13 protein-coding genes and 1 pseudogene are annotated in these 19,636 nt (G+C 40.8%); 6 read left to right on the top strand and 8 right to left on the bottom strand.

The annotated features are described in order from the left end of the window. Positions 1-169, top strand: a pseudogene (tuf, locus tag AAC000_RS14780) (elongation factor Tu); the annotation flags it as partial. A gap of 381 nt (positions 170-550) precedes the next feature. Here the strand turns inward: tuf and AAC000_RS14775 are convergent. Beyond that, positions 551-3,712, bottom strand: coding sequence for a PKD domain-containing protein (locus AAC000_RS14775; protein WP_339723596.1), 3,162 nt, complete (start codon positions 3,710-3,712; stop codon positions 551-553). Between the two features lie 137 nt (positions 3,713-3,849). Next, on the bottom strand, positions 3,850-4,728 hold the full coding sequence (locus AAC000_RS14770) for a winged helix-turn-helix domain-containing protein (RefSeq protein ID WP_339723594.1): 879 nt from the start codon (positions 4,726-4,728) through the stop codon (positions 3,850-3,852). A gap of 133 nt (positions 4,729-4,861) precedes the next feature. Here AAC000_RS14770 and AAC000_RS14765 point away from each other — a divergent pair, with 133 nt between their 5' ends. Both AAC000_RS14765 and AAC000_RS14760 read left to right on the top strand, forming a co-directional pair. Beyond that, positions 4,862-5,914, top strand: coding sequence for an aldo/keto reductase (locus AAC000_RS14765; protein ID WP_339723592.1), 1,053 nt, complete (start codon positions 4,862-4,864; stop codon positions 5,912-5,914). A 127-nt stretch (positions 5,915-6,041) separates the two neighbouring features. Continuing rightward, on the top strand, positions 6,042-6,833 hold the full coding sequence (locus tag AAC000_RS14760; RefSeq protein WP_339723591.1) for a peptidylprolyl isomerase: 792 nt from the start codon (positions 6,042-6,044) through the stop codon (positions 6,831-6,833). Positions 6,834-7,059: 226 nt separating this feature from the next. Here the strand turns inward: AAC000_RS14760 and AAC000_RS14755 are convergent, their stop codons facing one another. After that, positions 7,060-7,629 (bottom strand): helix-turn-helix transcriptional regulator, encoded by a 570-nt coding sequence (locus AAC000_RS14755; RefSeq protein ID WP_339723589.1) that lies wholly within the window; start codon positions 7,627-7,629, stop codon positions 7,060-7,062. Between the two features lie 103 nt (positions 7,630-7,732). Between AAC000_RS14755 and AAC000_RS14750 the strand changes: the two genes are divergently transcribed. Then, on the top strand, positions 7,733-8,473 hold the full coding sequence (locus AAC000_RS14750) for an SDR family oxidoreductase (protein ID WP_339723588.1): 741 nt from the start codon (positions 7,733-7,735) through the stop codon (positions 8,471-8,473). A gap of 364 nt (positions 8,474-8,837) precedes the next feature. Here AAC000_RS14750 and AAC000_RS14745 read toward each other — a convergent pair whose 3' ends face one another. The 3 genes from AAC000_RS14745 to AAC000_RS14735 all read right to left on the bottom strand — a co-directional run bounded on the left by AAC000_RS14745 (position 8,838) and on the right by AAC000_RS14735 (position 13,111). Then, positions 8,838-9,575: an FKBP-type peptidyl-prolyl cis-trans isomerase gene (locus tag AAC000_RS14745; protein WP_339723587.1), complete on the bottom strand. Its 738-nt coding sequence runs from the start codon at positions 9,573-9,575 to the stop codon at positions 8,838-8,840. A gap of 218 nt (positions 9,576-9,793) precedes the next feature. Then, complete coding sequence (gene fusA, locus AAC000_RS14740) at positions 9,794-11,884, bottom strand: elongation factor G (RefSeq protein WP_339723586.1); 2,091 nt, start codon at positions 11,882-11,884, stop codon at positions 9,794-9,796. Between the two features lie 210 nt (positions 11,885-12,094). Further along, positions 12,095-13,111 carry a GGDEF domain-containing protein gene (locus tag AAC000_RS14735; RefSeq protein ID WP_339723585.1) on the bottom strand — a complete coding sequence of 339 codons (1,017 nt, stop codon included), beginning with the start codon at positions 13,109-13,111 and terminating at the stop codon, positions 12,095-12,097. Positions 13,112-13,340: 229 nt separating this feature from the next. Here AAC000_RS14735 and AAC000_RS14730 point away from each other — a divergent pair, with 229 nt between their 5' ends. Beyond that, positions 13,341-14,729, top strand: a complete 1,389-nt coding sequence (locus AAC000_RS14730; protein WP_339723584.1) for an alpha/beta hydrolase — start codon at positions 13,341-13,343, stop codon at positions 14,727-14,729. A 105-nt stretch (positions 14,730-14,834) separates the two neighbouring features. Further along, positions 14,835-15,305, top strand: a complete 471-nt coding sequence (locus tag AAC000_RS14725; RefSeq protein ID WP_339723583.1) for a cytochrome c — start codon at positions 14,835-14,837, stop codon at positions 15,303-15,305. A gap of 42 nt (positions 15,306-15,347) precedes the next feature. Here the strand turns inward: AAC000_RS14725 and AAC000_RS14720 are convergent, their stop codons facing one another. Next, positions 15,348-16,031: a cytochrome b/b6 domain-containing protein gene (locus AAC000_RS14720; RefSeq protein WP_339723582.1), complete on the bottom strand. Its 684-nt coding sequence runs from the start codon at positions 16,029-16,031 to the stop codon at positions 15,348-15,350. 80 nt (positions 16,032-16,111) lie between these two features. Then, complete coding sequence (locus AAC000_RS14715) at positions 16,112-19,459, bottom strand: amidohydrolase family protein (protein ID WP_339723581.1); 3,348 nt, start codon at positions 19,457-19,459, stop codon at positions 16,112-16,114. Positions 19,460-19,636: the final 177 nt, after the last annotated feature.

Here is a 19,636-nt window from a genome sequence, read left to right as displayed (position 1 = left end):
AACAGGTGCTGTAGAGCTTCCTGAAGGCGTAGAAATGGTAATGCCTGGTGACAACTTGAAATTCAAAGTTGAACTAATTCACCCAATCGCGATGGACGAAGGTTTACGCTTCGCAATCCGCGAAGGTGGCCGTACTGTAGGTGCTGGCGTAGTTGCCAAAATTCTTTAATCTAAAAGATTAAGAAATCAAGAAAGGTCACTTAGGTGGCCTTTTTTATTGGAGCCAGCATCTACAGTGCGGTACCCTGAGCGGATATCTTCCGTGACAAAATCGTCAGGAACGATTTTGAACATCGTCGCCTTTTGACGATGGCGCCGAAGGGGTGAAGGGCAGGACGCCCGGAATCACGTGGCCGTACTGTAGGTGCGGGGCACCCCGTGCTGGCGTAGTTGCCAAAATTCTTTAATCTAAAAGATTAAGAATTCAAGAAAGGTCACTTAGGTGGCCTTTTTTTATAGGCGATATTTACTATAAATAAGAAAATGCCCCGTTACCTTAGAGTCAATAACGAGGCATTTTTATTTTTGCAGAATAAATTTAAGGTATTTTTTACTCTCCACATTGTCCTTTATTGGTTTCTTCCGCTGTGACTAAAAAAGGAAACAGTAAGGTCCCGGCTAATACCAGTGCTTCTTGAGTTGGTACATTTTCGGCACTTATGACTTCTAAGCCATAATCACCATAGACAAATATTTGATATAACAAAAACGCTTTGCCTTCGGCATTCAATACAATCTCGTGTGTACTTTTTTCGCCTGAAGGTGTAGTCACTTCCACAGTTATGGCTATATCGCTAAAAGGGGATGTTTCTAACAGTTCGGCAAATAAAACCCACTCTAAAATGCTCGGAGAACTTTGGCCATGATCAGTGTGATTTACGCAGTTATGGTAATTTTCAGCAAAACTAATTTGCTCAGACGGTGTTTCAAAGGAACCCATTTGCGCCATGGTATATCCTAATCGTTTATGATTAACGTCGGTGAATTCGATCCTAATTTGTTCTTCTGGGGTTCCCTCTTCGATGGCGATAGCAAAAATAAGCTCATCATCAATAGGATTGTCACTGAATACTCTGATGCCGCCTGGTGCATCTTCTATTTGCAAGCCATCGGGTAAGCCGTCTGGAAAGGTCACATTAGTCCAGCGAGGTTTTTGTAACCCTAATATAAACTCGAAATCATAAATCTGTCCCACTAAATCATCAGGTAGATCTAGCAAAATGTTATATTCTCCTTCTGCTTTGAGCTCAAACAAAGTATCAGTGGCAAAACGGGTAGTTTGTTCATGCACATGAATATTTTTTGTGGCTTTTTGTGCAGTGGCTAATGCATCATCCGCTGCAGTGGCTGCGTCAGCGGCAGCATTCCAACTATCGGTATCTATGCCCACTAACTTTTCTAGAAACACCATTTCGTCTGTGGCGACTATTTTTCCATCGTCGCCCACTCTATTCCAATGTTTGGTATCTTCGCTAGAGCCAGTATAAATATTTTCAACCATATCTTTGATATTAGGTACAAAACCACCACTGAAACAAGACACCATTTCCATCATGATATGTACGCCTTTATCAGATAGAGGTTTGATTAGTTCAGCAAAAGCGTCATCCCATAAAACTTCGTTACCCCACAGGTTAATACCTTCATGAAAAGCCACTTGGTCGGCTTTGTCACCGTCTAAGTTCCAATCGACCCCACCATCGATAATATCAATCACATAGTCACCGTTGGTGTCGCGGCCCATTTCTTGCCATTGTGTACCCACTAATCGTTCAACTACATAACGAGTGCCATCCCAGCGAAGCCGTACATCGTTTTTGCCATCGCCATCGGTATCCCAATTATTGCCATAATAGACTCTATTACCTAGTGCGCGATTAGTTAACCATGCGACTGAGATACCAAAATCGCTATCTGTGGTGTCACCGTCGCCGTTGATATCCTCACCTCCTAATTCAGTTTCGCTTACGATATTGTCGCCATTAGTATTTTCACCGCGATATACCCACTGCTCTCCATCCCATTTAAAGACAAACACATTGCCGGTTTCATCTTTTTTGATAAGCCAATTTTGTTCTTGAAAAACAAAGGAATCAGAAATCACGCGGGTTTTTGCCCTAGCATCAAACTTAAACGTATTTTCATCATGTAATTTACCATTGGTGGCTTCTTCACCGGTAAAAGCGGGACGCGCACCCACATAGCCTTGTTGCAGGTTATTACCAATGCCATGGTCGGTTACAAAAATAGTGAGTGTACAGCTGCCGGGCATGTCTTCGGCTAGCTTTTCAAAGTGGGCTTTGAGCTTTGCATTAGTGGTTTTTTCATCCACAATATTAGTACCGTTAACGTCTATTTCACCACCGTCGTTGTAGAAAATTTCTATTTGATCATCAGTAAAACCTAGCTCCTTCATTTTATTGAATTTAGCCATCACGTTGTCTTCATAACGTTTATGGTTGTTGGACAAATCTACCCCTCCACTGATGATCACCGAGCGATCACACTCTTGGGCTTGGGTACCGGCTAATTGAGCCGTAAATAGAGATTTTGCTATAGGTAAGATGAAATCATCAACGGCATCGCTGTGGCTTAATGCTGATTTTTCTACAGTGTTTTCCGCGGTAATGTCGGACTTTAAGAAAATATTGTCCCATGAATTATTTTGTTCGAAAGCTTTGAGTAACTCAAATTTTTCTACTGTGAGCAAAGGGGTAGGTTGAATGGCCATTTCGCCCGATTCTGTGGCGTAATCCTTAATTTCACCGTACACCAATAACATGTCGCCATGCCAACTATCAGGCGGTAATTGTCCATCAAGACGAATAAATGTGTGATGGGGGAAGGCTTCATCTACTTCTAAGCGCAGCATGTTATCCACTAAAAAAGCCGCGCCATCTTCATTAATAGTGGTGTTACCGAAGTAACCCATCACCCAAACTTTGTCACCTATACGCTCGGTATATTCATAATATAGTTCGTTGATTAAAATGGAATCTTCAAATAATGCGCTAGGTGCTTCGTTGTCAGCAATAGGGTTGATTATGACATTAATGCTAGCGCTAGCTGAGGTACCCATGTCATCCGTCACCATCAACTCAAAAGTCAGGGTAGTCACAGTATCAACATCAGGTGCGGTAAAGCTGGGATTGACCCCAGCGGCATCACTTAAAGTAACACTTACCCCTGCGGTTTGAGTCCAAGAGTATTGGCTAATAGTCCCGTCGAGATCACTACTTTGGGCAGCAGATAGATTCACTTCTGTGTTTTCATCCACGTATTGATCATCACCAGCATCGGCTGTGGGTAAAAGGTTGAGGTGTTCAATCATTATGTTGACTGTGGCGGTGGCTGTCGCGCCGTCGTTGTCAGTCACTGTCACCTGAAACGTCAGGGTTTCTGAGGCATTTAACAAAGGAGTGGTAAAAGTAGGCATAGCCACATCACTAGCAGATAAAGCCACAGCCGTACCGGCCGTTTGTGACCATTGAAATGTACTAATGCTGCCATCTGTATCTGAACTGGCGCTGGCGTCTAAGGTAACGAGCTGGTTTTCTTGGATATTTTGATCGCTGCCGGCATTGGCTGAGGGAGCATTATTAGTGCTTGGTGTGGGGCTGGATTCTGTGTTGTCACTACCACCACAAGCAGACAGTATCAATATACACAACAAATAGAGCAGAGTGGGTAGGGTAAAATTGTTAACTTTCATGACTTCCTTCCATACAAGCGTAAACTTGAAGTTAATTAAATTTAAAATGCCAAAGGGCCTTTAAACATATAAGTCAGCGTGGATATTTTATTTTTGAAAGCTTTGGAAAAGTTGTGAAGTTCTTTAAAATCAATGCGTTATTTTTCAGAGTCAGGGCTAGTTTTATTGATTGAGTGAAAATAAGGTAAAACTAGCTGATATAATTTGTCTGGTTCAACTGCTACGCCTTGACCTTGATATTTTTCAAGCAGGCTTTGCTGAGCTTGGGTAAGGACTATGGTGTACATTATAAATGGCGTGTGGTTGTCTCGCTCTCGTAACGCTTTTAACAAGTTTAGTCCTGCCAACACTTCGCCATTTCTTCCCATATCAGAGATGATGACTGTGTATTGGTAAAGAGACAAACTAGTCAATGCTGCTTCACTACTTGTCACTTGATACACAGTGATGTTGTGGTTTTCAAAGTAGGTTTTTTCAACAATATTATTATCAGGATGATCGTCAACCCACAACAGCCGTCCCACTGAATGCTCAGGTTCACTTTTTTTAAAGGTATGAGTTGAAGAATTAACAAAGTAGAAAACAATTGCTGATACTAAAATCACAGCTGCAATGGGCAGCCATATGTGTATTTTAGGAACCATAAAAGTGACTGTTTTAGGCTTTGTAAGCTCGGTTGGTACGACTTGACCGTCAATTTTTCGAATCTGTTCACCTAAATTATTTGCTAAGCGATATCCTCTACCATGCAAAGTCTGAATGACGTCTTTGTTGTATCCGTGTTGTTTAAATAGGTGCCGCGCTTCTGAAACTAATTTAGAAATAGACCATTCAGATACCACAGTATTAGGCCATATTGTTTTTAATAACGAGGATTTACTACAATGCTTAGGATAGTGTTGTGCTAATTCAATCAACAAGTCTACTAATCGCTCATCAGCAGCAATCGATTTACCATTAATATATAACTGCTTATTAAGCGAGTTAATTTCAAAACATGGGAATTGGTATATCATGTTTATTTACTTGTTTGACATGTACAAAGCATAGTCGCCAACATCCTCGAAATCTATAATTTTGATTAGAGGCCTGTTATTCTGACAATCGTAAATTGAATAAAATACAATACAATAAATTAGGAAGTAATACATGCAATATAGCGTGCTTGGTAGTAGTGGCGAAAAAGTATCTAGAGTGTGTTTGGGAAGCATGACTTGGGGATTGCAAAATTCGCAAACAGAAGCAAATGAACAAATTGAATACGCTTTAAACCAAGGCGTTAATTTTATTGATACTGCAGAGTTATACCCGGTTCCACCATCGGGAGACAAATATGGCGGAACAGAAACAATTATTGGTAATTGGATTGCACAGAATCCAACACGACGGAAAGACGTGATACTTGCCAGCAAAATAGCAGGCCCTGGCTTAGGTTATATCCGTGGGGGAGCAAAAATAACTGGTGAGAGCGTTATTGAAGCTATAGATGCCTCACTAGCGCGTTTGCAAACTAATTATATCGACCTTTTTCAGTTACATTGGCCTAATCGTATGTCTCCCCACTTTTCCAAACATTGGCCAGGGAAAGTGAATTTTTCTAGTGCTGATTCTGAACGAGAAACTAATGGCATGCTGGAGATCCTGCAAGCCCTTGATAGCTGCGTTAAAGCGGGAAAAATTCGTTTTTGTGGTTTGTCAGATGATACACCTTGGGGGATCAATACTTATCTAAAATTGAGTCAGCAGCACGCCTTGCCAAGAATGGTGTCAATTCAAAATGAATTTAGTTTATTACATGCCAAAGATTGGCCCTATTTGATTGAGAACTGTGTGCGTGAGAACGTCGCTTATTTGCCCTGGTCTCCTTTGGCTGGTGGTGTGTTAAGCGGCAAATATTTGCAAGGAAAGCTGCCGCAAGGTAGCCGTTGGACCTTTGAGCAAAGAAATGGCATTTTTCGTGATACGCCAGCTACTCATGCCGCAACCGCAAAGTATGTAGAGTTAGCTAAAACCTATAAACTCACTCCATCACAACTCGCGCTAGCTTGGTGTGATCAAGTGGACGGCGTGACTTCTACAATTATTGGTGCAACTAACATGGTGCAGTTAAAAGAAAATATTGCGGCGTTCAAAACACCCTTGTCAGATGCAGCATTAACGTCTATTGAACAAGTCTTTAGAGAATACCCCGTTCCTTTTTAATGTTTATACCCTAGGCAAAGCTAGTACTTTCTGCAATTACAAATTGATGCAAGTGTTAGCTTTGTATTGAATTGGATTTATTTTATTCTAATTACATAAACAGCCACTACAGAAGAACTCTCTAACTATGATTTTTAAAAGTAACCCCATTGTTTTAGCTACAGCCCTTTTGGCATTGTTGTCGTTCCATGTTCAAAGCACTATAGTAGAAATTCGCACTTCACTCGGTGTGGTAGAAGTGAACTTATATGACAATACAACGCCAGCAACAGTCGATAACTTTTTAAGTTATGTTAATTCTGGTGCCTACTTTAACAATGTAGTGCATCGGTCTGTCGGTGGATTTATCGTGCAAGCAGGTGGATACCAATACAATGGGCCAATAACAGATAGTTTTACGCTTGATGAAATCGAAACCGGCACTGCAGTTGTTAACGAACCGAAGTTGTCTAATGTACGCGGCACTATTGCAATGGCAAAACTCAGCAATCAAGCGAACAGCGCCACATCAGAATGGTTTATTAATTTAGCTAACAACAGCGCCAATTTAGATCTACAAAACAGTGGTTTTACCGTGTTTGGTCAAGTAACTGATGAGGGTATGCAAGTAATAGATGCGATTGCTGAGCTAAGCCTGATGAATGCAGGTGGCGCTTTTAGCGATTTACCTATTCGCAATTACACACAAACAGATTTGGATAATGATGAACCTATTACCGATGAGCATTTAGTCATCATTTCTGATGTAGTTGTGATTGACTCAGACGTTGATACTGCTGCCAGTCTTAATCCAGTAGCGAATACCTTAATTGATTCTTCAAATGGTGGAGGCGATTCAGGCTCTGGTGGTGGTGCTTTTGGTTGGTTACTTCTTCTAGGTTTAGCCTTGTTACAAAAAAACAGGTTGTTGAAGCGCTAGTTAAATCCCTTCGATATTTTTACTTATCGCCCGCTCTTGCTAAAGCTATTAATGATGAGCGGGCATTAAATATAGAATTGTTAGGCATAGTTCTCTTCTATGATTCCGCCCCGTCCTACTAGGCCGCGATGTTAACTAAGTAGTTGATGGTTTGATTGGGATTGTGTCATGGCCAGTTGTCTGAATAATGAGTTTTAATAGTAGTACCAGACCTTTAATTTTTTCGTTAATAAACCACAAAAAAAGTACCTTTCGCTAGTCCGCTTTTTAATTCACTTTCAAACCTGTGGGGAGTACTCGCAGCAAAGCTAATAAGCTCTTTCTCTTTAATCAATATTTTTTTTGATGATAAATGCAGCATTAACGTCCCTGATTCTAACCAAATACTTTTTGTGGAGCCTTTGATGTTAGCACCAAAAGCCGTTTTTCCAGAGAACCGAAAATAAAAATGATAAATTTCTGTGCATGTCTGTTTTTGGTACTTGCGCATAAGGTGGCAAACAAAAGGGCTATCCGCTTTGCTAATTAGATTCGATTCGTTTGCAACGGCGACGGATATGGACTCGCCTTGATCTGGAGGCTGGACCAAATCCCGTAGGTCAATTTCCATGGCAGAGGCTAGTTTTTGCAACACCATCAGTGTTGGACTGGTCGATGAGGATTCGATTTGCGAAATCATTGAACGGCTCACCCCAGATAAGTTAGCTAAATTTTCTAGACTTAAGCCATTTGCCTGCCTGTAGTTACGAATAAAAACGCCAATATACTCAAATTTGTCTTTGATGTTTTGTGTCATATTATTTGTGAATTCCGTTATATTGGAAAAGTTTCAGTATATCAAATACAAGCATAGGCAAGTTGTATATATTCGTGTTTTAAACAGGAATATTGGAATAACAATGCGACAACTTAATATAGTTATCACTGGTGCCAATTCGGGTATTGGATTGGAAACAACTAAAAAATATTTATCTCTAGGCCACAATGTATTTGCGATATCGCGAAACGTAGGGGTTTTAAACACACTACATGGCGAATACTCTGATACTTTACATGTGCATCAGTGCGATGTGACTAAGCTGCACGAGTTGAACGCGGTTTATGATGAGATGTCTTGTTTGAATACTAAGATTGATATCTTGATTGCCAACGCAGGTGTTGCGCTTGCCGAAGATTTATTGACGGTTACTGAGGAGAGCTTCGATAATTCATTCAATATTAACGTGAAAGGGTTATTTTTCACCGTTCAAAAATCGATACCTTTGTTATCTATTACAGCTTCTATTGTTCTTATAGGGTCAATTCAATCGAAACGCGGTAATGGTTCATGGGCTGTATACGGCGCAACTAAGGCCGCTGTCCGTTCATTAACTCGTGCTTTCGCAGAAGAGCTCGGTAAAAAAGGAATACGGGTCAATTGTGTATCTCCTGGTGTTACCGAAACTCCTATTTTAGAGAAGTTTGGATTTGAAAAAAATGCTTTACAGGCAATCGTCAAACAAGTTGAAGCCACAACGCCTCTTGGACGTCTTGCCACACCTATGGAAATAGCTAATTCGATTTATTTCATTTGCTCAGACGAAGCGAGTTTTATTACCGGAGCAGACCTACAAGTTGACGGAGGGTTAGCTCAGATATGAAGCTTACTCCCTGTTGTTTCTTTTTATTGATAAGCAGTTTGTTTGCTACAGCAACTTACAGTAAGACAATGGATACCAGTAAACAAGGCCAAATAAAGTTTACGATTCTAGAAAAGAGTACTAAAAGTTGGGATTCAAAACCTTTGCCCAACTACCCTAATGGTCAACCAGAAATCACTATAATAAAAGTTATAATTCCTCCCAAAAACTGATATTGCAGCTCAGTTACAGGACCACTCTTTGGTGAAATAGATAGCTCAGTTGATAACCTAGAGTGCTGTCTAGGATTTTAAAAATGAGGGATGATCTTAGTTAACTAGAATGGAAGCCTTGCAATGATCATCACAAGGCTTCTATTAACTTATTATTTTATTTCAAGCAGTTCAACTTCAAATAACAAAGTGGCATCAGGTCCAATAGTTTGACCGCTACCTTTAGCACCGTAAGCTAAATCTGAAGGGATCGCTAGTTCAAATTTATCACCCACATTCATTAATTGTAGCGCTTCTACCCAACCTTTAATCACTCCCGTTACTGGGAATTCAGCTGGCTCACCTCTTTTGTAAGAACTATCGAATTCAGTGCCGTCAGTCAATGTGCCTGTGTAATGTACAACAACTGTTTTATCAGAAGTTGGCATTTCGCCGTCACCAGCTACGATTTCTTTATATTGCAAACCGCTTTCTGTTACTACTACGCCTTCTTTCTTCGCGTTAGCTTCAAGGTAAGCTAGGCCTTCGGCTACGTTTTTGGCACTTGCTTGTTGTTGTGCAAGTAGTTGCTTTTCTTGAGCTTGTTGCTGAACAGTTGCAACCGCTTCTTGAATTTGTTCTTGAGTTAAGCGTGATTCTGAGCCAGATGCCACATCATTGACGGCCAAAATGAAGGCATCGAGATCTAAAGAAAGTTCATCACGTTGAAATTGGCCAGCTAAGTTTGTACCTACTATATAACTCAGTTTTTGTTCAAGGCTGTTTAACGGGAGATCTGTTGCTTCTGGCACTTCTGCTGTTTTAGATTCTGGTGTTGCTGTTTTGTCATTGCCACAGGCAGCTAGAAATAAAGAAGATGCCGTCAAAAAAGCAAGAGTGTTTAATTTCATGTATTTTTCCTATATTTGGGTGGGGATTAATGGGTGTAGTTAAACTGACCTATTAATTAAAAAATCATAAAGAGCAGATTTACTTGTGCTACGGTTTATTAAATTGCTAGTAGTACAATATGGTTCTAAGCCGCAGTATTCAAGCCTGAAAGGGTAGATAAGATCAAAAAAGCCCCATTAATTTGGATTAATGGGGCTTTTTAAATTATTTAAAGAAATTACTTCTTAGCTGCGTTACGTTCTTTGGTTTCTGCAATTACTTTCTCAGACACGTTTTGTGGACAAGGATTGTAATGTGAGAATTCCATAGAGAACTGACCACGACCAGACGTCATAGTACGTAGACTTCCGATATAACCGAACATTTCTGAAAGAGGGATGTCAGCTTTAACTCGAACGCCTGTGGCACTAGGCTCTTGATCTTTGATCATGCCACGACGACGGTTTAAGTCACCAATTACGTCACCAACGTGATCGTCAGGCGTAAACACGTCAACTTTCATGATAGGTTCTATTAACTGAGGACCAGCCTTAGGAATCGATTGACGGAAAGCGCCTTTAGCTGCGATTTCAAAAGCAACAGCTGATGAATCTACTGCGTGGAAGCCACCGTCGAATAATTCAACTTCAACGTCTAGTACTGGGAAACCAGCTAGCACACCAGTATCCATCATGCCTTTAAAGCCTTTCTCGATCGCTGGGAAGAATTCTTTAGGTACGTTACCGCCAACAACCACAGAGTTGAACGTGAAGCCTGTATTTGGTTGACCAGGCTTGATGCGGTAATCAATTTTACCGAATTGACCAGAACCACCAGATTGTTTCTTATGGGTATAAGAATCTTCAACTTCTTGAGTGATAGTTTCACGGTAAGCAACTTGAGGCTCACCTACTGTTAATTCAACGCCATAAGTACGCTTAAGAATATCTACTTTGATATCTAAGTGAAGTTCACCCATACCAGATAGGATGGTTTCACCTGAATCTTGGTCAGTTTCAACACGGAAAGTAGGATCTTCTGCCACCATTTTACCAATAGCGATACCCATTTTCTCAGTTGACCCTTTATCTTTTGGTGTAACAGAGATAGAGATTACTGGCTCAGGGAATACCATTGCTTCAAGAATGATTGGGTGTTTTGGATCACATAAAGTGTGACCAGTTTGCACGTTACCTTTCATACCAACAATCGCGATGATATCACCAGCTTGCGCTGAACTAAGTTCTTTACGGTCATCTGCTTGCATTTCACACATACGGCCAACACGTTCAGTTTTACCTGTTGCAGCATTCATGATGGTATCGCCTTTCGTCAATTTACCTGAGTAAATACGTACGAAGGTTAGTGAACCAAAACGGTCATCTGTGATTTTAAAGGCTAACGCTTTAAACGTTTCATCTGCAGATACAATTGCGTATTCACCATTTGGCTCGCCTTCTTCATCTGTAAGAGGTTGTGGATCAACTTCTGTAGGTGAAGGTAAGTAGTCAACTACGGCATCAAGAATTAATTGCATGCCTTTGTTTTTGAAGGCTGAACCACAGTATGTTGGGAAGAAGTCCATAGTACGCGTACCTTTACGGATACAACGTTTAATGTCTTCAATAGAAGGTTCTTCACCTTCCATGTAAGCCATCATTAAGTCATCGTCTTGCTCAACAGCACTTTCGATTAACATTTCACGATATTCTTCAACTTTATCAACCATGTCCGCAGGAACATCTTTGATTTCGTAGTTTTCTGGAAGACCAGTGTCATCCCACACGTAAGCTTGACGAGTAAGTAGATCAACTACACCAATAAAGTCATCTTCAATACCGATAGGCAGAACCATGATTAGTGGGTTAGCAGCAAGTACTTTTTTAGTTTGATCGACTACTCGGTAAAAATCAGCACCCATACGGTCTAATTTATTAACGAAGATAATACGTGCTACTTCTGAGTCATTCGCATAACGCCAGTTAGTTTCTGATTGAGGTTCAACCCCACCAGAACCACAGAATACACCGATACCGCCGTCCAATACTTTTAGTGAACGGTACACTTCAACTGTGAAGTCAACGTGCCCAGGAGTATCGATTACGTTGAAACGGTGATCTTTCCAAAAACAGCTTACCGCTGCTGATTGGATAGTAATACCGCGCTCGGCTTCTTGTTCCATGAAATCGGTAGTAGATTCACCGTCATGTACTTCACCGGTCTTATGAATTTGACCAGTCAATTTAAGGATTCGTTCTGTTGTAGTTGTTTTACCCGCGTCAACGTGGGCAAAAATACCTATGTTTCTGTACTTTGCTAAATCTGTCATTGTTCCAACTTCAGTCTGAGTAAAATTTGCGCGGGATTATACAAGAAATTTTGAATTGATGTTGTTTTTCTTTTATATAAAAATCAGCTAAATAGAATTAGCTTCTTTTTTGGGGGCTTACGAAGGGGAAAACATGGTGCTGTAAACAGTACTTAGCCCATGAAACGGCTGGGCTTAGGATATTTCTGATGCCGGCAACGCTTTGCTGTGTTACGCCATAGGCATAACACGATTACGGCCTAATCGTTTGGCTTCATAGAGTTGTTTGTCGGCATTCTCAATAAGTGCGAGAGGGTTCATGCCTTTTGTGAGTTCAGCAACACCAATTGAGGCCGCGATGTCGCCCAATATCTCGCCGCTACGTTTGTCTTTCACTGCAATTTTTTCAATAGCTTTACGCATCGATTCGGCCATGCTTCGCGCTTTGGCCAGATTTGAGTTGGGCACAATAATAGCGAATTCCTCACCACCAAAACGAAATGCTTGCGCACCATCTCTGCAGCTAGCCTGAAGTTTTTTTGCGGTTGCTTTTAACACCAAGTCACCCATGACATGTCCATAGTTGTCATTGATTTTTTTGAAGTGATCAAGATCAACCAACAGTAAACATAAATTGGGCTGTAAAGACTGAGTAGCCAGTTCTTCGTCGAAATAACGGCGGTTACATAACCCCGTTAGCCCATCATATAATGCCTCTTGTTGGCTTTTTTCAAGCTGGCCTCTAAGTGCTTCTATTTCTTTTTGTGCGTCTTTTAGGGCTGCGCTAAAACTGATGGTACTACGTCTGATATTTTGAGTGTCTTTGACCAAATTGCGAACTAAGGCCATCACTTCTTTTACTGACAGTCCTTCTTTTTCAACTTTAGCGAGGTCATCAACACAAGTGTCCATGGTTTCTTTAAAACTAGTGGTTTCTGAGTGAGTGTCTTGTAACGATTGCGATAACTCAATCAACATAGCTTCCACCGATTGGCGTAATTCCCAGGCCGAGACCTCTTCAGTTTCAGCTAGATAACTGCGATAAAGTTCTTTGGTTTTTGCCTCAGAAAATTGTAATTTGTTATCTAATACATAATCAATTGCTGTTTTTAGCTCAGGGGAGTCATTAGAAACATAGGTGTACCAAAGTGCATAATTGGTAGGAATGGCAGAAATTTTATGTTTCAACAATAGTGGGATGGTTTGTTTCAATGTAGCGAAAGAGTTTTCTAAATTATTGTCTGCCATTAAATACGTCCCATCTCTACAGTGTTTTCAAGATCAATTCACATCTATGTCTATTAGTCTCATGCGCCCAATCTTGTATATGGTTGCAGTCAATCTCTGAGGTGATTAACAATTGCTTAACTTGACATGATACTAACTCATCTTTAATTTAAAAGTCATCTATTGTGCAACTGATAACACTGTCGCTATGGGCTATTTTAAAATTGTGTTTTTTTGCTGTTTTGTTGCCATGAATAGCTATGCCCAAGAAAAAATAGATAACGATGGCGTTGTACAACAAACCCTAGCGCCTCTGCCTTCACATTGGCAACAGTCGCGAATAAATGAACCTATCTTTGGTGGTGTAGTACACGTCATCGACACGGGGCAAAAACACAAAAAAGCCATTATTTTAGTACATGGTCTTGGTTATAGTGGTTTGCGGGATTGGGTGGATATTATTCCGCAACTTGAGTCTGACTATCATATCATCGCCTTAGATTTGCCAGGTTTTGGTGAGTCGGATCCCACTTCATTACAACTTGCACCTCAACGTTATGCACAACTACTTAAATGGCTGATTCCGCAGTTTTCATCACAAAAAGTGACAGTTGTAGGTCATTCTATGGGAGGGGCAATCAGTTTACGTTTTGCGTCAGAGTTTCCCGACATGGTTGAACGCCTTGTTATGGTCGATACCGCAGGGGTGTTGCAGCGCTCAGTATTTGTGCGGCATATGACTGAAATGCCTGATCGTTATGAGTGGCTAGCAAAATATCAACAGCGCTTTAATATTGTTGATACGGCGGTAAGCAGATTTAATCGTTTTATTAATCGAGTCAGTGGCTCAGTGCTTAATCAATTAGATAAGTTGCCGGACCCCACACTAGTATTGCTACAAAATGATTATGCGCAAAAATATGTTTATAAAGATCGTCCCACGTTAAATGCAGCCATTGGACTCATTAATGAAAATTTTTCTCAGGCAATAGATAAGCTTTTGATACCTACCCACATAATTTGGGGCGAATACGACCGAGTGGCACCACTACGAACGGGAGAGTTATTGCAGCATCACATTGCTAATGCTGAGTTGCATGTTATCCAAGAGGCAGGGCATGTGCCAATGAAAGATCAACCCACTGAATTTATGCTGAAATTGAACTACGCGTTAAATAACCCACCTAAAAAGCACAAAGACTCACACTATGTAAAAAGTGAACCATTACCTACTCTGACGTGCAACAACCAAAATGATCGGTCTTACAGTGGGCATTATGCTTTTGTTTATATTAGTGGCTGTCAATATATTACCTTAACTGACCTCTCTGCTGAGCAGATTTATATTGAAAACTCGGATGTCACAATGCAGCAGGTTGATGTTGAATCAGATAGTTTGACTATGGAAGTGAATAATTCGTTTGTCACTATGACTAATGTGCGTGTACATGGCGAAACAGCCTTGAAAGTTAAGGACAGCACAGTGGATGCGGCAGGTACCGAATTCAGCGGTTCAAATCATCCTATTCAGGTGGTTGCCGATTCACTTATATATTTATCTGTGAGCCAGCACAATCACAATGGTAAATTACACTATTTGCACGGTATGTCAGAAGGGAACAGTTACGATTTGAGATAAAATAATCGTATGCAAAAGAGTTGTTTTTAAATAGTAAGAATACAAAAGCAAAAACAGTTATCATCGTTCTATATTAAATCAACGTTAACTATTGGAGAAGGCAATATGATGAAAAAGGCAATAGCAATAATGATAGGCTCGGCTATGTTAAGTACATTTTCTGTATTAGCAGAGCCCGCCAAATCGGCCAAACAAGCGAAAGATGTCACTGAGTTTAGACAAGCGATTTTTACTCTTGTAAAAAGTAACGTGGGTGCTTTAGGAGCCATGAATAAAGGTGCTATCCCTTTTGACGCAACAACAATGCAAACTAACGCATTGCGTATTGAACAATTGTCTTTGATGTTGGAAGACTATTTTGCTACCAATACAACTGGCTTTGATGTTGAAACTGCGGCTTTGGATAAAGTTTGGGAAAACCAAGCCGACTTCAAAGACAAAATAAGTGCTTTGACAGCTGCCGCAAGCAATTTGAATAAGGTCGCTAAAGCCGGTGATACTTCTCAATATAAACCCGCTATTGGGCAAGTATTCAAAAGTTGTAAAGGTTGTCACGATAACTATAAAGAAGATTAAACTTTAACCTAGATCCCAGTAGTTCTGCCCCGGGATCTAGATTTAATAGTAATATCCGTCTTCTATTGGAGGCGGATTTATTTCTACCAACCAATAAACAAATATCGCCACTAAGCATATTATCACTATTGCTTTAAGAAGTTGCGAATGGGTGATCCCGTCTTTTAAAGCGACCGCTTTTTTGCCATCTAACATTGGCTTGATAAGATTGTGTTTAAGAAAAATTAAATACCATCCAATAGCTAGCAAATGTAAACCAATGATGCCCAACAGGACATCAAAAATATTATGGTGTAACCACTGCATCCATTGCTGTAAATCGGCGTTAGCACTGTCGTAATAGGGGCCAGAATAGACAATGTCGTCTGAAGTAAATAAACCACTGATGGCCTGTAAGCCCACTAAAATTAGTACCGCTGGTAATAGTAGCCCGCCCACAGAGTTATGACCAATACTCAAGGGTTGTTGTTTAGTTCTAATGTTACGTATGTAGGCCAGCATGACCTTTGGGCCTGAAATAAAACTGTTAAACTTGGCGTATTTAGTGCCAACAAATCCCCATATTAGCCTGAAAATTATTAGCCCTAAGGTAAAGTATCCAATATAAAAATGGATATCCATGGCATCTTCCAGCACTTCAGCCGTTAACCATTGCCCTAACAAACAGAGCACCAATAACCAGTGAAAGAGTCTAACTGGAATATCCCAAACTAAGTGTTTTTTCATATTTAGCGCTTCTTATCTTTTAAGTAAGGTTATTTAAACACTATGCCTTAACAAAACGTTGTTAAGGCATTTTAGAGAAATTAATGCACCCAATGATGCTTCTGTGCCTTAGCGTCTATGGCTTGTTGTGTCTCTTTGGGCATAAACAACTGATTGTTGTTTTCAAAGAAAAACGGCTGACGTTGTTTTTTATTGCCCACTTCATTCATAGTTGCAGCTTCATAAACACGGCCATTTAACACAGTGTATTCAACATATTCGCTACGACGAATATCACTGAGTACATCACCTTCGACAACCATCAAGTCGGCTATTTTACCCACTTCAATACTGCCTATTTGTTTGTTCATTCCCAAGTGGGTCGCGCCGTCGATTGTACCGCCTCTCAATGCTTCCCAAGGCGTGAATCCGCCTTGATTCATTATCCATAATTCCCAGTGAGAGGCCAATCCTTCTCGTTGACCATGGGCACCTATGTGCACACTCACACCTTTGTCTCGTAGGGTTTTGGCATACTCTGCAACTGATACATGGTTATATTGATTATCTGGTGCAGTGGGGCGTCTTATTGACCGTTTGTCTACCAAAAAGCTCGGTGTATAACGCATTAAACGAGGGTTTTTCCATACTTCGGTTCTGTCGTAAAAGTATTCTTCGCCCATCATGCCGCCGTAAGAAACCACAAATGTTGGGGTGTAGCCAAATTTTGTGGCTGACCACAAAGCAGTCAAATCATCATAACCTTTGGCAATGGGCAGCGAGTGTTCAAGGCCAGTATGACCGTCTACTAACATCGAGATATTTTGCTGGAACTTGCCGCCACCTTCTGGGACAACCATCATACCTAATTCCTTAGCTGCAGCTAATACTTGCTGACGAGTATCACGTCTAGGTTGATTATAACTTTTGACAGATATCGCCCCCGTGTCTTTTAAGCGTTGCATGTGGAATAAGGCGTCTTCATAACTATTAATTATGGCTTTATATCCTAGACCTTCTGCACCATACAAAATGGTGCCGGTGGAATAAATTCTTGGAGCCAGAATTTTGCCGGCTTTTTGTAACTCCGCCGCTGAGAATATCTCGGTGGTGTCGTTTGAGGGATCGTGAATAGTAGTCACACCAAAAGCGAGATTAGAATACATACTCCAGTTTTGCTGGGGTATGATTTCATTGCTGCCTTGTGAGCCATGGGCGTGAGCGTCAATTAGCCCAGGCAATATAGTTTTACCTTTAGTATCGATGAGTAATGCTTCATCAGGAATAGTTACTTCGCCATATTTTCCTACTTCGACAATTTTATTGTCCTTGATTAAGACCACGCCATTTTCAATCACTTCTCGCTGCCTATTGGCATCGCGCATGGTGACCACAGTTCCACCAATTAAGGCTTTGTAACCTGTAGGTTTGTCGGTTTTTTGTTGGAAAGATAAGTCAATGCCTTCACTGACTGGGTCTGGGAGTTCCTCTGGAGCGCCGCTTAAAAAAGCAAATGCGTCTTTTAATTCTCGCTCATAAAAAGTGGCACCGTGATACCAACTAACAAATTGGTTATCGGCGCTCCATGTTAGATACTCACCGGCGCGACTTGATATTTTTTTCACCGGCAAAGTAGACATCTTAGGACCAATACTGACTCGCTTTCCTGTTTCCACAAAAGGGGCCACATAAGCATTGTATTGATGTACAAAAGCGACCCACTTTTTGTCGTGAGATAAACGATATTCAGTGACTTTGTCGGCGCCATATAAATGCTCTCGTTTATCTTCTCCATTTAAATCTACACTGATTAATTGGGATTCTGCGTAATCACTACCTTTAACTGACGTGGTCAGATAAATGCGTTGATTGTCACCGGCAAAGTGCGGCGCTGAGCCAGACTTGGCAATACGCTTGGACTCGCCACTTTTAACCTGTGCGACATAGATGCCAGGTTCGACTGAATATTCTGGGCTTAGTAAATAACCTCCTGTGACTTTGTCATACACCACTAACTTGCCGTCAGTTGAGAAACTTGGCTCAATATAGTGACCAGGTGTTTTAGTTAATTTTTTACCTTTGCCGCCTCGGGCCTTGATGATCCTCACTGAACCTAGTGCTTGATCATGCCAAGTGGTATACACAATATATTTGCCGTCATTTGAATAACGGGGATACAGTTCATCATGCTCGTTTTGTTTAGTTAGGCGTGAGGTTTTTCCGCTTTTGAGATCTTTTACATAAAGTTTGCCCAAAGCCTGAAATAACACTGATTTTCCATCGGGGGATTTTTGTGCCCAGCGGGTCATTTTAATAGCAAAGTTGTCTGGCGCCACATCTACATCAAAACGAACCGCATCGGCATACTTTAATTCGGCATTAACAGTTACCGGGATGGTGGCCACAGATTGATCTTTGATAGTTAGTTTATGAAACTTACCGCCTGTCCAAAATACAATGTTTTTAGAGTCAGGAGTCCAATCAAAATAGGCGAAATAACCTTCAGAGCCAAAACCTTCTTGCATGTCCCTTTCTAAGTCCAGATATAACGCGGTTTCCAAGCCTGTGGTTAAATCTTTGACAAAAAGCGCGGTTTTTTCTTTTACTCTGCGAATAAAGGCTAAATGTTTGCCATCTGGTGATGGGGTAGGTACTACTGAACCGCCTGTTCCACTAACAAAACGTTCCTCTTCACCTGTTGCTAATTCGTAACGGGTAATGGCAAAAATGCCTTTTAACGGATCGCGGTTGTAACTAAAAGTGCTGCCGCCAGTGACATCCTGAGTAAAGTACAGATATTTTCCGTCTGGTGAAAAAGCGGGGTCGGCAATATTTTTTTGATCTTTTTTACCGTTTACGCGCTTTTTAATGGCTAGGCCGTCACCGCCAGAATGGTGATATAGCCAAATTTCACCGGCTGGAATACTGCGACTCGACATGATCCCTTTACTCACTGCTATGTATTGGCCATCGGGGCTCCATTTAGGTGAATGGATCAGATTGTTTTTTTCTGTACTGAGCTGTTTTAAGTGAGTGCCGTCTTGATTCATCACCCAAAGGTTAGATAGTCCATCTCGATCAGAGATAAAGGCTATTTTTTCTCCATTTGGGCTAACTGCAGGGTGAATATTCCAGGCAAAATCTTGTGTGAGTGCTTTGGCCTTGCCACCATTTATATCAGTGATATAAATATCGCCAAGCATATCAAACACCATACTTTTGCCATCGGGGGTGATATCTAGGCTAGACCAAGTGGTGTTGTTTGTATTGATAGAAACAGTGGCTAAATCAAGGGGAGGGTTGAGTACGTCCCAATCTTGATGTTGCGGCTCTTGTTCGGTTGATTTTTGCTCTTCATCTTGTTCAGTTTGGCTAAATGTCAAAGATGAAAAACATAATGCAGTGCTTAAACCCGCTGCTCGCAGCAAATTTTTATTAATAGGTAACATAGTGAATTCCCTAGCTTCTTATTGATTTTGTAGTTGTTTTATATTGATGTTGAAAAATTGGGGGCTGACATTAAACACCATATCATTTTGGTTAATATCTACAATACAGGTGCTCGAAAATGCTTAAAACTGATTGTGTTATGGTGTATCGCAATCAACACAGTAAACCATCAAATC

The organism is uncultured Paraglaciecola sp. (assembly GCF_963977085.1).
GTDB lineage: Bacteria > Pseudomonadota > Gammaproteobacteria > Enterobacterales > Alteromonadaceae > Paraglaciecola.
Note: the sequence above shows the minus strand (reverse complement) of the source record. Positions and strands in the feature narration are given on the sequence as shown.